This window comes from Micromonospora echinofusca (genome assembly GCF_900091445.1).
Taxonomy (GTDB): Bacteria; Actinomycetota; Actinomycetes; order Mycobacteriales; family Micromonosporaceae; genus Micromonospora; species Micromonospora echinofusca.
Map to the genome: position 1 here is coordinate 3,414,140 of NZ_LT607733.1, position 13,242 is coordinate 3,427,381.

Below are 13,242 nucleotides of genomic sequence, written 5' to 3' on the forward strand. Positions count from 1 at the left end.
GGCGCCGCCACCCGCCGGGCCGGTCAGCCCTTACGCCACTTCTGGTTGGCGGTGCCCGCGCAGTCCCAGAGCTGGAGCTTCGCGCCGTCGGCGCCGTTCCACTCCCGGATGTCGACGCACCTGCCGGACGGGAGGTTGACCAGTTCGCCCGCCGCGTTCAGGGTGAACCGCTGTGCTCCCGTGCCGTTGCACGCGTAGAGCTGCACGACCGCGCCGTTGCCGGTGGCGCCGCCGTCGACGTCCATGCACTTGTCGTTCTGGCTGCGCAGGGCGTCGCCGGTGAACGTCCACTTCTGCGCGTCGGTGCCGTTGCAGTTCCACATCTGCAACTGCGCGCGGTCGACGAAGTTCGCGCTCGGCACGTCGATGCACTTGTTGTTCCAGGTGCTCAGCACGGGTACCGCGCCGCCGGGGTTCCCCGGCCCGCTGCCGCCCGCGCCGAACGGGCTCAGGACGACGCCGGCCGCGCGGGGGTCGCCGTCGTGGACCAGGGACTCGAACGCGCCGACGTCGTCGAAGGCGAAGGCGTACGCCCGGCCGTCGACCATGTTGGCGTGGATGACGCGGGCGTAGTGGTTCGTCGGGGTGTTGCGGTAGAACTCGGCGGGGTTGGTGCTGGGCTGGGTGTCGATGGTGCCGAGGGTGCCCCGGTTCAGTGCCGCGCAGAGCGTCCGGGAGATCGGGCCGACGACCGGATCGTTGGGTGCGGGCAGGTCCCCGTCGCAGCCCCAGACACTCGCCGAGGAGGGCCGGTTGAAGGAGGCGACCACCTGCCCGGCACCGTTGGTGAAGGTCATGACGTTGCCGGAGGTCCGCCCGAAGTAGCGGGTGTTCGGCTGGTCGGCGAAGGGCACGACGGTCAGCGTCCTGGTCGTGTACGCGTTCCACGCCCACGCGATGTAGGAGTCCAGGTAGGTGGCGCTGAACAGCCCGGCGCCGGCTGCCTTGCCGGGTGCGAGCACCCGCAGCACGGTCCCGTCGGAGCGGGTGTGCACGGTGCTGGCCCAGCCCGGCTGCGACCGGATGCCCTCGATGATCGCGTTGCGGCCGCCCGCCACGACGTCGCCGGTGCGCTTGGTGACGCCGTTGGCGCCGGTCACCGTGACCGCGTGCGGCACCGCGAACATGTCGACCTGCGAGCTGTTGAGCCACAGTCCGGCGTCGTTGTAGGTGAACTCGCTCCAGTCGAACAGGATGTCGCGGTTGGCGTCGCCGGCCGTCCAGGGTGCGGGTTGCACCAAGCCGTCCGGGGTGAGGAAGAACCTGAGCTTCTCGCCGAAGGAGAAGTAGACGCGGCCGGAGAAGCCGCGCGGGAACCGGATGGTGGTGCTGCCGCCGTTGTCGGGGCCGGGGATCGAGGCGTCCGGGGCGGGAGACGGCGGGAGCTGCCCGCCCGACCAGGGGACGAAGGTGCCGCCCTGGTTGACGTAGCCGAGACGGCCGCTGGAAAGCTGCACGCCGATGACGTACAGGTGGACGGCCTCGCCCCGACCGGTGCTGTTGGTGACCGTGACGGGCAGCAGCGCGGGGCCGACGGCGTGGGCGGGGGACGCCACGACGGTCACCGGGACGGCGGCGACCAGCGCGGACACGACGGCGAGCAGCCTTCTTCGGAGCTTCACGCGTACTCCTCCTCAGGGGGTGGCGGACAACTGAGAGAGCGCTCTCTCAGCGTCGGACCGACGCGCCCTCCTGTCAATAGACGTACGCCAATGGAGCCGCCGGGATCAGGCCCGGCGCCCGGGCGCCCCGGTCCATTCGGCGCCGGTCACCCGGGCGACCGCCTCGCCAAGACTGTCGTACGCCGGGAGCACCTCGTCCAGGCGCAGGGTCCGCAGGACGGTCCGCAGGAACGGCGACGGCGCGGCCAGGCTGAGCGTGGCGCCCCGCTCGGCGCAGTCCCGCTGGGCGCCGACGAGCAGGCCCAGCCCGGTGGAGTCGATCAGCCGGACGTTGCTCAGGTCGACGACGACGTGCCCGCCCATGTCGGTGGCGTGCAGCAGGGCCGTACGCAGGGTGCCCGCACCGTCGACGTCGATGTCTCCGGCGCAGGTGATGACGGTCGCGTCGCCGCGATGGTCGATGCCGAGGATCCCGCCCGGTCCCGGGCCGCCCGTGCTCGCCTCTCCGGAACCCGCCAGCAGGGTGCAGTGGGCGCAGCGGTGCGGCCCGTCGGCGAGCGGCGAGCCGGTCCAGTCGTGGTCGGACACCAGCTCCCAGACCACACCGCCCGGTCCACTCCCCGCCTGCACGACCGTCTCGCCGCAGACATCGCAGATCAGAGTCGTGTGCTCGTCACCCCGGACGACGCTCATCGTGCCGGTCCCTTCCTTCCACCCCATCCGTACGGCGTCGCCGCCGCGCGTTCACGGGCGTGCGCTGCCGTTCGGTCCACAACCTGCCGGCCGCGGTTCGCGGTCACCCTTCGGGCGGATGACGGTTGTGTGACAACTCCGGCTCAGGCGGGCTCCGGGGTGCATCAGCGCCGACAGTAGGGTGGCGGCGTGACCTTGACGCCTGCCACCGCCTCGTCCGCCCCCGGCGACACGTTGCTCGCCGAGACCGAGCGGGTGACGGCCGCCGAGCCGCTCGACGCCGCGCACCTCGAAGGGTTGTGCCGTGAGATCGACGGCCGGATCGTCCGCGGGGACGTGATGATCGGGATCCTGCCGATCCGGGCGTACGAGGTGCTGGTCCGGGGCTACCTGGCCGCTGCGCGGGCCGGCCGGACCGACGCGTGGGTGCCCCTGGGGCGTCGGCTGCTCGACCTGCCGATCGGGCAGCCGCCGGCGTGGCCGTCGCCGCACCCGTTCCCCACGAGCGGGAACGACGTCCTGGACGCGGCCCTGCGCTGCTTCGCCGAGGCCGCCGGACAGGGCGACCGCCAGGGCGCGTACCTGTTCGCCGCCGTCGGCCGGGAGGCCGTGGGCCGGGTCGGGCGGTACGCGCTGACACTGCTGGAGCCGCTGCGCGCCGACGACCCGACCGGGGAGGCGCGCTACTGGTCCGGCATCGTGCACTACCTGCTGGGCGAGGGCGAGGCGGCGGTCGCGTACCACCGGCAGGCCGCCGAGGCCGGCAACGCCGACGCGATGTTCGAGCTGCACGTCCTGCACGACACCGGGGACATGGTGCCGCGCGACGGGGCGGTGGCGCGGCAGTGGCTGCTGCGCGCCGCCGAGCGGGAGCACCCCCGCGCCCTGTACAACGTCGCGGCCGGGCACGCCAGCGGCCGGGGCTTCCCCCGGGACGAGGCCGTCGCCGCCGGCTGGTACGAGCGGGCGGCGAACGCCGGGAACGCGCGGGCGGCGGCCACCCTGGGGGTGATGTGCCTGCTCGGCTCCGGCGTGCCCACCGACCCGGCCCGCGCCGCCCGGTGGCTCGACCAGGCCGAGGAGCAGGGGTTCGACGTGGACGGCTGGCTGGACCAGCTCGGCATGCGCCGCCCCTCCTGACCCGGCGGCCTCGGCCACCCGGGGCCGGGTCCTCCGCCTCGACGGCCTCCCAAGCCTCGCCGCGCGCCGTCAGGTCGGGTCGGCGGCGCCCCAGGCGGCGCGCACGAGGGCGGGAAGCACCTGGGCGGCCGGGCCGCGCAGGTTCACGTCGGCCACGGCGTCCAGGGGCGTCTCCTCCGGGTTGACCTGCACCACCGGGGCGCCGAACCGGGCGGCCACCCGGGGGATCTCGGCGGCGGGATACACCAGTCCCGAGGTGCCCACGGTCAGCAGCAGGTCGCAGGCGGACGCCGCCTCGACGGCGGCCTCCAACGCGGCGCTCGGCAACGCCTCACCGAACCACACCACGCCGGGCCGGACGGGGCCCGCGCAGTGCGTGCACCGGGGCGGCGCCACGCGGCGACCGTCACCGTGCCCGTCCGGCGCCCCGCCGGACAGCGGCGGCGCCTCGGCGGGTAGGGACGTCCCGTCGGGCAGCGGCGGCTCGGCGGGCAGCGGCGCGGGACGGGCGCAGGCCGAGCAGCGCGGCGCGGACAGGCTTCCGTGCAGGTGGATCGGTGCGACGGAGCCGGCGCGCTCGTGCAGGTCGTCGACGTTCTGCGTCACGACGACCGCGTGGGGGGCGCGAGCCTCGATGGCCGCCACGGCCACGTGACCGGCGTTCGGGCGGGCCCGCCCCACCGTGGCGCGCCGCCACTCGTACCAGCCCCAGACCAGGGCGGGATCGTCGCGGAAGGCCTCCGGCGTGGCGAGCCGCCGCGCGTCGAAGCTGCGCCACAGGCCGGTGAGGGCGTCGCGGAAGGTCGGCACGCCGCTCTCGGCGGAGATGCCCGCGCCGGTGAAGACCACGACGTGCCGCGCCTGCGCCAACAGCGCTGCGGCCTCCCGAACCGACCGCTCCCCCACCGGACCCGCCCCCTTCCGTCACGTACCCGCGCGCCGCAAGACTAGTGCGGCATCCGGGACCCCCAGCGGGGATGCGCCGGGTGGCGCGTCGGAGCCGCCCCACGACCGAGTCGCGGCCCTACCGCCGGTGGGCCGGTGCGGCCTGTTCCGCCGTCCCCGTACGCCACCGGCTGTCGCGCCGCGCGACGGCACTTCGCGATCCGCGGACGGGCCGAGTGCGTCGGCGAATTTGTTCTCCCTTGCGCAATTGCCCGGCGTACGCCGACCCCGTTCCCCCGTGCCGGAACCGGCCCGGAGAACGGGTCGGACGGGCCGACCTGCCCGTTGTCGCCTCCGCCGACGGAAATTGCCGCCACGGACATCGGAAATGGGAATCCCACCGCGCCGGGCGGAGGCTGGTGTGAACGCGTACCGTCCGATAAGAATGGGGCAGGCGCTTCAGCGGAAAGGCGTGTCGTCGATGACTATTCCGAAGGTCGTGTCCCGGGACGAGTGGGTCGAGGCCCGCAAGGAACTCCTCGAACGCGAGAAGGAGATCACCCGCCGCCGCGACGAGGTCACCGCGCTGCGACGCGAACTGCCCGCGGTCGCCGTCGAGAAGGACTACTCCCTCACCGGGCCCTCCGGCTCCGTCCGGCTGGCGGACATGTTCGAGGGGCGGCGACAACTGCTCGTCTACCACTTCATGTTCGATCCCGAGTGGACCGAGGGCTGCTCGAGTTGCTCGCTGCTGGCCGACAACTTCGGCCACCTCGCGCACCTGCACGCCAGCGACACGACCCTCGCCGTGGTCTCCCGGGCGCCCTACGCGACCCTCGCGTCCTTCAGGAGCCGGATGGGCTGGGGCTTTCCCTGGTACTCCTCGCACGGCAGCGACTTCAACTACGACTTCCACGCCACCAACGACCCGGCCGTCGCACCGGTGGAATACAACTACAAGGACGCCGAGACCCTGACCGCGCAAGGCCTCACCGGCTTCATCAAGGGCGAGGGCCACGGCCTGAGCGTCTTCGTCCGCGACGGCGAGCGGATCCTGCACACCTACTCGGTGTACGGCCGGGGTCTCGAGACGCTGCTCAACACCTACAACTTCCTGGATCTCACGCCGCTGGGCCGGCAGCGCTACGTCAACGAGTTCCCCCTGCACGACACCTACGACACGGCCACGGCCGGCGGCGACTGCCACTGCCACTGACGGCGATCGGCGCCACGCTCACCCGGGCGGGCAGTTGTTGCTCTTGCGTCTGACCGTGTACTCGGTGTCGTCGTGGGTGATGCCCGACGGCGCGCCGTCGAAGTACGCCTCGACCTTCTCCCAGCCCCGCCGCTGCTCGTAGTGCAGGTGCGGGGCGCCGGAGTTGCCGGTGCTGCCCACCCGCCCGATCTGCTCGCCCTGGGCGACCCGCTGACCGACCCGGACCAGCGGCGGCTCCAACAGGTGCAGATACTGCGTCTCCCACTTCCCGCCGTGGTCGATCTTCACCCAGTAGCCGCCGCCACGCCCGCGCGGCCCGTCCGGGTCCTCGGGCGTACGGCCACCCACCGACCCGTTGATGCCCGCCACGGTGACCTTCCCCGCGTACGACGCGAACACCGGCCGCCCCCACGCCTTGCCCTCGGTCGGGAACAGGTCCACGTCGTAGTCGTCGTGACCGGGATAGGTGCCCAACTGCCACGTCTCCCCGCACGCGACGGGCAGTTGGAAGAGCGGACGCGGCCCCGCCGGTCGCACCAGCGGGACGACCACCGCGACGACGAACACGACGGCGGCGAGGAGCAGCGCGAGCGCGCCGGAGACGAGCGCGATCCGGAGGCGGCGGCTGCGGACGCGGCGGTGGGTGCGGGGACTGCTGCGGGGGCCGGTCGTCACCGGCCCGAGGATGGCAGACGCCGGCAAGGCCCCGCGGAACGGGTGTGCGGGGCGGCGTCCCGACCGCCACAATGAGCGGCGTGCGGAGATCGACACGCCGGCTGCTCGGTGAACTGGACGCGCTGACCCACCGGGAACGGATGGTGGCGCTCGCCCGCCGCGCCCGCGAACTGGCCGCCACGGGCGAACTGCCGGAGATCCTGGCGGACCTGCGCGGCGGGGAGGCGTACCACCGCTTCCTGGCCGTCACCGCCGCCGGGATCGTCGGCGACCGCGCGGCGGGGCGGGCGGCGCTCGACGACCCGCAACCCACCACCGGGCGGTCGCCGTGAAGGCGGGCCTGCGCGCCGGCTGGCTCGCCGGCGACGACCTGCACGCACTCGTCGGGGACGCGTCGGCCGACCTGCGCCACCTGGTCTACCGGTCGCTGCGGCACCTGCGCCGACCGACGGTCGCCGACGACCTGGTCGACGGCGTGCTGGGGCGCTTCGGCGCCGCCGAAGCGGTCGCCCTGCTGCCCGCCTGCGGGGCGGACACCGTCCGCCGGCTGCTGCCGGTCGTCGAACACGCGTTGCCGGACTCGGTCCGCCTGGCCCGCCGCCACGGCGACGTGGTGCTCGACCACGCGGAGTCGACGCTGCCCGACATCCACCCCGCCGACCGGGACCGCTGGTGGTCGACGCACGGCCCACGGGTCCTGGTCGCCGGTGCACGTCGACCGGAACGCGCGCTGGCCCTGCTCGAACGCTACGCGCCCACCGGGTACCTCCCCGGCGACCTGGCGAGCTACGGGCCGCTCGCCGCCGCCGCGCCACGACGGGTACTGGCCCTGCTGACCGCGGTGCCCCGCGCCGACTGGGTGGGCTACCAGTGGCTGCCCCCGGCGCTGCTGCGTCGGCTCGTCCGACTGCCGCAGGCGGACCTGGTCCTTCTGGGCCGGCGGGTACGCGGCCGCAACAACTCACTGGAGCGGCTGTTGGGGGCGCTGCCCCCGGCGCGGCGGGGCGAGCTGCACGACGCCGTGTTCGCCGACGTCGAGACGGCCAACCGGATCCCCGACGCGCCGCTGATGGAGGTGCTGCCGCACGCCTGGCGGGAGCGGGAGGCCCGCCGGGTGCTCACCCTCGACGACGTCCGCCACGACGAGGCGCAGGTGCGGTCCTGGAGCGCCCTGCTGCCCTGGCCGGCGGCGTCGGCGGTGCTCACCCCCGCACTGCGCGCCGCCGACGCGCGCGACCGGGCCGTCGCGTACCAGTTGCTCCTGGCCGCCGCACGGCGCAGCCGCGACCCCGTCGCGGCGGCCGAGGCCCTGGCCAGGCTGGACCGGCTGCGCAACGAGCAGGATCCGGTCCGGGCCGTGGCGCTGGCGGAGCTGGCGGACCTCGCCCCGTTGCTACGCGCGGACGCCGTCGACATGCTGGCCCGGATCACCGTCGACGCCACGACCACCCGCGACGCGTCGACGCGCACCCTCGCCGCGCTCGGCACCCTCGCCGCCCGGGTGCTGGGCCACCACGTCGACGAACCGGCCCTGCTGCGGTGGGCGTTGGACACCCTCGACCGGCTCTTCGGCGGGCACCGGCTGCCGCCGCTCGGCCGCCTCGACGAGACGCTGCGCCGGAGACAGGAGCAGTTGGTCTTCGCCCGGCTGCGTGGCTGGGTCGAGGCCGGCATGGCCCGGGGCCGGTTCGCCGCGCTGTTCGCCGTGACCCGGGCCCTGGGTCGGCGGGCGTGGGGGCTGCCCGAACTCCAGGATCTGCTGCGCCGGGCGACGGCTCCCGGCACCGTCGCCCCCGTCGTGCGGGAGGCCGTCGAGCTGTGGCTCGCCGATCCGAGGACACGGGCGCAGCGTGTGGCGTACGTGCTGCGCTCCGACGCCTCGACCATCACCTTCCCCACGGTGTGGCGGACCGTCAGCGCGCGACGCACCGACCTGCTCGACCGGGTGCTGCGCCACCCACCGAAGGGGGCGTTCCTCACCGCCGGCACCCGCTGGGTCCCGGGCCCGCCCGTGCACGCCGAGCGGTGGCTGCCCCGCCAGCAGGAGGCGTTCGTACGGTTGCAGGCGCGCCTCACCGCCGACGCCGGCACCCCGCTGCACCACCGGGCCGCCGCCGTCCGGGCCGCCGCGCCGGTGTCGGACCCCGGACGCGAGCTGGTGCTGCGCCACGTCGACTCGCCGAACGTCACCCTGGCCGAGGCGGCCCTGGCGGCGCTGCCGTGGACCGACCGACCCGAAGAGGCGCTGCCGCTGCTGCTGTCGCACGCCGACGACGAGCGGGCCAGGGTCGCGCTCTACGCCGCCGGTCGCGTCGCGCGCTTCACCCGTCCGGCCGACCTGGTGACCCCGCTGTCCGCCGTCGCCCTGGGGCGGGGCAAGGTGACCAGCCGCAAGCAGGCGCTGCGACTGCTCGGGCGCTTCGGTCCCCCGGCGGCGATGGCGGTGCTGGTGTCGGCGTGGCAGCAGCCCGACCAGCACCGCGACGTACGCGCGGCGATCGTCGCCGCCGCCCGGCAGCGGCTGCACGCACCGGAGAGCTGGCCGATCCTCGAACAGGCGGTCGTCGGGAGCCGGGAGGAGTCGCTGACGGTCCTGGCGACCCCGCCCGACGGGGTCGCCGCACCGGATCGCCCCCGCTACGCCGCCCTCGTCGCCCGGGCCTGCGCGAGCACCGACCGTGAGGTCAGCCGGCTCGCCCGACCCCGGCTCGTGCACTGGCTGCCCTGGGCACCCGACCTCACCGGCCTGGTCGCGGCGGCGCTGGCCGACCCGGGCGAGCGGCACGACTGGCAGTCGGTGCGACCGCTCGTCGACGCGGTGCTGCGCCACCCGGGTCGTCCCGAGCGGGAGGCGCCCACCATCGCCCTGCGCGCCCTCGTACGGGCCGACGACGCCGACACGGACCCCGGTGGCCCCGGCGCGGACCGTCCCGCGCGGCGGCGCATCGACGCCATCGTGGCCGAGGCGTCCTCGGTGTGGGCCTCCGATCCCCGGATGGATCCCGCGCCGTGGCGGCGGATGGCGGACGAGCTGGGCGGCCATCGCGCGTACGGGGCCCAGGCCGGCACCCTGCTGACCGGGCTGCTGCCGCTCGCCGACACGACCTCCGATCGGCTCAGCGCCGAGATCCTCGGCATCGCGCGACTGGTGACGGGGCGGCCGGCACTCGCCGCCCGGCTCGCCCGTCTCCTCGGCCGGCGCACCGCCTCGCCGAAGACCCTCGACGCCGAGCCGGTGCTCGCCGCGGCCCACGTACTCGCCGCGCGGGGCGAGGCCACCACCGGCCTGTTCGCGGTGGCACTCGCCGGCGGCGGCAGGGCGTACGGCTGGTCCGCGCCGTGGCGGGACCTGCTGCACCTGCTGCGCGAGCACCCGGTGGCCGACGTCCGCGACGCCGCCTTCGACATCTCGATGGAGGCGACGTGACCCGCAGCGGCCGCCACGACGACGGGCCGGTCCGCCCGCCGGCGCCGCACCCGCTCCGCCGCCTGACGCACGCACCCGGGGCGCCCCCGGTCCGCGAGGGTCGGGGGCGCCTCCGGCTCAGAAGTCGTCGTCGAAGGCCACCGTGCCGCTCACCCCGACCTGGTACGCCGACACGCGCCGCTCGAAGAAGTTCGACAGCTCCTGGACGTCCTGCAACTCCATGAACGCGAACGGGTTGGTCGACCCGTAGTGGGCGGGGATGCCCAGCTGCGCGAGCCGCCGGTCGGCGACGTGTTGCAGGTACTCGCGCATGTCGGCCAGGGACAGCCCGGGTACGCCCTGGCCGAGCAGGTCCTCGGCGAACTGGACCTCGCACTCGACGGCCTCGGTGAGCATCTGCCGCACCTGCTCGGCCAGCTCGTCGTCGAACAGGTCCGGCTCCTCGCCACGGACCGTCTCCACCACGTCGAAGGCGAAGGCCATGTGCAGGGACTCGTCGCGGAACACCCAGTTGGTGCCGGACGCCAGGCCGTGCAGCAGCCCCCGGGAGCGCAGGAAGTAGACGTAGGCGAAGGCGCCGTAGAAGAACAGCCCCTCGATGCAGGCGGCGAAGCAGATCAGGTTGAGCAGGAACGCCCGCCGGTCCTGTCGGGTACGCAGCTCACGCAGTTCGCCCAGCGAGTCGATCCAGCGGAAGCAGAACTCGGCCTTGCGCCGGATCGACGGGATGTTCTCGATGGCGGCGAACGCGGCGAAGCGTTCGGTCTCGTCGGGCACGTAGGTGTCGAGCAGGTTGAGGTAGAACTGGACGTGCACGGCCTCCTCGAACAGTTGCCGCGACAGGTAGAGCCGGCCCTCCGGGGAGTTGACGTGCTGGTAGAGGTTGAGCACGAGGTTGTTGGCGACGATCGTGTCGCCGGTGGCGAAGAACGCGACGAGGCGGCTGACCAGGTGCCGCTCGGCCGGCGAGAGCCGGTCGAGGTCGGCGAGGTCGGCGTGCAGGTCGACCTCCTCCACGGTCCAGGTGTTGCGGATGGCGTCACGGAAGCGGTCGAAGAAGTGCGGGTAACGCATCGGGCGCAGGGTGAGATCCATCCCCGGGTCTAGCAGCATGTGGGCGGTCCTCGGTTCGCTGGTGGTGGTCGGGGTGGTCACTGGCAGGCCTCGCACGACTCGGGGTTCTCCAGGGAGCAGGCCAGCGCCTCGTCGACGGTCGCCACCGGCGCGACGAGGCCGGCGGCGCGCGCCGGCCCGGCGGGCGCGACCGTGGCCTGCTGGATCCGGGTGGCCGGCCGCGACCGCAGGTAGTACGTCGTCTTCAGCCCGGCCTTCCAGGCGTACAGGTACATCGAGGAGAGCTTGCCGATCGTCGGGGCGGCCAGGAACAGGTTCAGCGACTGCGACTGGTCGATGTACGGGGCGCGGGCCGAGGCCAGGTCGATCAACGCCCGCTGCGGCAGCTCCCATGCGGTACGGAACAGCTCCCGCACCTCGGCCGGCAGTTCCGCGACGTCCCGCACGGAGCCCTCGGCGCGCTTGATGGCCGTGCGGATCCGCTCCGTCCACAGGCCACGCGCCTTCAGCTCCCGTACGAGGGCGGTGTTGACCTGGAGGAACTCCCCCGACAGGGTCTCGCGCTTGAACAGGTTGGACACCTGCGGCTCGATGCACTCGTAGCAGCCGGCGATCGAGGCGATGGTGGCGGTCGGCGCGATCGCCACCAGCAGCGAGTTGCGCAGCCCGTACGCGGCGACCCGCTCCCGCAGCGCGGCCCACCGCGCCGGCTGGGTGCCCGTCACGCCCCACAGGTCGGGTTGCAGCTGCCCGCGCGCCGCCCGGGTCCGCCCGTACGCCGGGTGGGCGCCCGAGCGTTCCGCCAGGTCGGCGGAGGTCTCCAGGGCGGTCAGGTACAGCTCCTCGCTGATCCGGGTGGACAGCTCCCGCGCGGCCGGGGAGTCGAACGGCAGCCGCAGCGCGAAGAACACGTCCTGCAAGCCCATCAGCCCGAGCCCGACGGGCCGCCAGCGGGGGTTGCTCGCCGCCGCCTGCGGCGTCGGGTAGTAGTTGATGTCGATGACCCGGTCGAGGAACGTCACGGCGGTGCGGACGGTGGCGCGCAGCCGCTGCCAGTCGATGCCGTCGGCGCCCAGGTGGGCGGCGAGGTTGACCGAGCCGAGGTTGCACACGGCGGTCTCGCCGTCACTGGACACCTCGATGATCTCGGTGCACAGGTTGGACAGGTGCACCACGTTGCCCGCCTCGGCGGTCTGGTTGCACAGCCGGTTCGCGGCGTCCTTGAACGTCATCCACCCGTTGCCGGTCTGGGCGAGGGTACGCATCATCCGCCCGTACAGCTCGCGCGCCGGGACCTGCCGCACGTAGCGGCCCTGCTCCTCGGCGGCCCGGTACGCCGCGTCGAACTGCTCGCCCCACAGGTCCGGCAGCTCCGGCACCACGTCGGGGTCGAACAGCGACCACATCCCGTCGGCCTCCACCCGCCGCATGAACTCGTCCGGGATCCAGTTGGCCAGGTTCAGGTTGTGGGTGCGCCGGGCGTCCTCACCGGTGTTGTCGCGCAGTTGGAGGAACTCCTCGACGTCCGGGTGCCACGGCTCCAGGTAGACGCAGGCCGCGCCCTTGCGCCGGCCGCCCTGGTTGACCGCTGCCACCGAGGCGTCGAGCGTCCGCAGCCACGGCACGATCCCGTTGGACTGCCCGTTGGTGCCCCTGATCAGCGCGCCCCGGGAGCGGACCCGGGAGAAGGCGATGCCGATGCCGCCGGCGAACTTCGACAGGTTCGCCACCTGCGCGTACCGCTGGTAGATCGAGTCCAGCTCGTCGCGCGGGGAGTCGACCAGGTAGCAGGAGGACATCTGCGTGTGCCGGGTGCCGGAGTTGAACAGCGTCGGTGAACTCGGCAGGTACGCCAGGCTCGACATCAGCCGGTAGAACTCGACCGCCTCGTCCGGCGTCTGCGACAGGCCGCAGGCCACGCGCAGCAACCAGTACTGCGGGGTCTCCAGCACCAGCCGGCTCGTCGGGTGACGCAGCAGGTAGCGGTCGTAGACCGTACGCAACCCGAAGTACTCGAAGCGCAGGTCGCCGCGCGGGTCGACGGCGGCGTCGAGGACGCCGGCGTGGGCGGCGACGAACGCCGCGGTGTCGTCACCGATCAGCCCCTCGGCGTACCCGCGCCGGATCGCCTCGCTGAAGGAGCCGATGCCCTGCCGGCGGACCTCCTTGTCGACGTACCCGGCCAGCAGGCGGGCCGCCAGCCGCGAGTACTGCGGCTCCTCGCCGATCATCTCCGCGGCGGTCTGGATGGACAGCCGGTCCAGTTCGGCCGTCGTCGCCCCGTCGTACAGGCCGCTGATCGTCCGGGTCGCCACCCGCAGCGGGTCGACGTCGGCGAGGTCGTCGGCCCACCGCTCGACCGCCCGGACGATCCGGTTGACGTCGACCGCCTCGGTGCCGCCGTCGCGCTTGCGGACCCGCATCTGCGGTCGCCGCTGGCCCGCCACGGCCGCATCGTCGACCGCCGTGCCGGCGGCCGGAACAACCTCGGTGACTGTCACCACTCACTC

10 protein-coding genes are annotated in these 13,242 nt (G+C 73.8%); 4 read left to right on the plus strand and 6 right to left on the minus strand.

Going from position 1 to position 13,242, the window contains the following annotated elements; translation table 11 throughout:
• Nucleotides 1–23 precede the first annotated feature (23 nt).
• On the minus strand, nt 24–1,622 hold the full coding sequence (locus GA0070610_RS14920) for a glycoside hydrolase family 64 protein (protein ID WP_089000597.1): 1,599 nt from the start codon (nt 1,620–1,622) through the stop codon (nt 24–26).
• A 105-nt stretch (nt 1,623–1,727) separates the two neighbouring features.
• Entirely contained in the window at nt 1,728–2,315 is a 588-nt protein-coding gene (locus tag GA0070610_RS14925; protein ID WP_157747161.1) for an STAS domain-containing protein, read from the minus strand.
• 189 nt (nt 2,316–2,504) lie between these two features.
• Here GA0070610_RS14925 and GA0070610_RS14930 point away from each other — a divergent pair, with 189 nt between their 5' ends.
• The gene (locus GA0070610_RS14930) at nt 2,505–3,455 is read left to right on the plus strand and encodes a tetratricopeptide repeat protein (protein WP_089000599.1); all 951 of its coding nucleotides are present in this window, start codon (nt 2,505–2,507) and stop codon (nt 3,453–3,455) included.
• A gap of 69 nt (nt 3,456–3,524) precedes the next feature.
• On the opposite strand, the gene GA0070610_RS14935 is transcribed toward GA0070610_RS14930, so the two are convergent.
• A complete protein-coding gene (locus GA0070610_RS14935) occupies nt 3,525–4,361 on the minus strand; it encodes an SIR2 family NAD-dependent protein deacylase (RefSeq protein ID WP_089000600.1) in 837 nt (278 codons plus the stop codon).
• Nucleotides 4,362–4,821: 460 nt separating this feature from the next.
• Between GA0070610_RS14935 and GA0070610_RS14940 the strand changes: the two genes are divergently transcribed.
• The gene (locus GA0070610_RS14940; RefSeq protein ID WP_089003516.1) at nt 4,822–5,556 is read left to right on the plus strand and encodes a DUF899 domain-containing protein; all 735 of its coding nucleotides are present in this window, start codon (nt 4,822–4,824) and stop codon (nt 5,554–5,556) included.
• A gap of 18 nt (nt 5,557–5,574) precedes the next feature.
• Here the strand turns inward: GA0070610_RS14940 and GA0070610_RS14945 are convergent, their stop codons facing one another.
• Nucleotides 5,575–6,231, minus strand: a complete 657-nt coding sequence (locus tag GA0070610_RS14945) for a M23 family metallopeptidase (RefSeq protein WP_089000601.1) — start codon at nt 6,229–6,231, stop codon at nt 5,575–5,577.
• An 80-nt stretch (nt 6,232–6,311) separates the two neighbouring features.
• On the opposite strand from GA0070610_RS14945, the gene GA0070610_RS31425 reads away from it, so the two are divergent.
• Nucleotides 6,312–6,563 carry a hypothetical protein gene (locus GA0070610_RS31425; protein ID WP_231926132.1) on the plus strand — a complete coding sequence of 84 codons (252 nt, stop codon included), beginning with the start codon at nt 6,312–6,314 and terminating at the stop codon, nt 6,561–6,563.
• Entirely contained in the window at nt 6,560–9,658 is a 3,099-nt protein-coding gene (locus GA0070610_RS14955) for a HEAT repeat domain-containing protein (protein WP_089000603.1), read from the plus strand. The genes GA0070610_RS31425 and GA0070610_RS14955 overlap by 4 nt, the downstream gene beginning before the upstream one ends.
• Before the next feature lie 117 nt (nt 9,659–9,775).
• On the opposite strand, the gene GA0070610_RS14960 is transcribed toward GA0070610_RS14955, so the two are convergent.
• Together GA0070610_RS14960 and GA0070610_RS14965 are read right to left on the minus strand one after the other, a co-directional pair.
• Nucleotides 9,776–10,771, minus strand: a complete 996-nt coding sequence (locus GA0070610_RS14960; protein WP_089003517.1) for a ribonucleotide-diphosphate reductase subunit beta — start codon at nt 10,769–10,771, stop codon at nt 9,776–9,778.
• A 38-nt stretch (nt 10,772–10,809) separates the two neighbouring features.
• Nucleotides 10,810–13,155, minus strand: coding sequence for a ribonucleoside-diphosphate reductase subunit alpha (locus GA0070610_RS14965; protein WP_089003518.1), 2,346 nt, complete (start codon nt 13,153–13,155; stop codon nt 10,810–10,812).
• Nucleotides 13,156–13,242 lie beyond the last annotated feature (87 nt).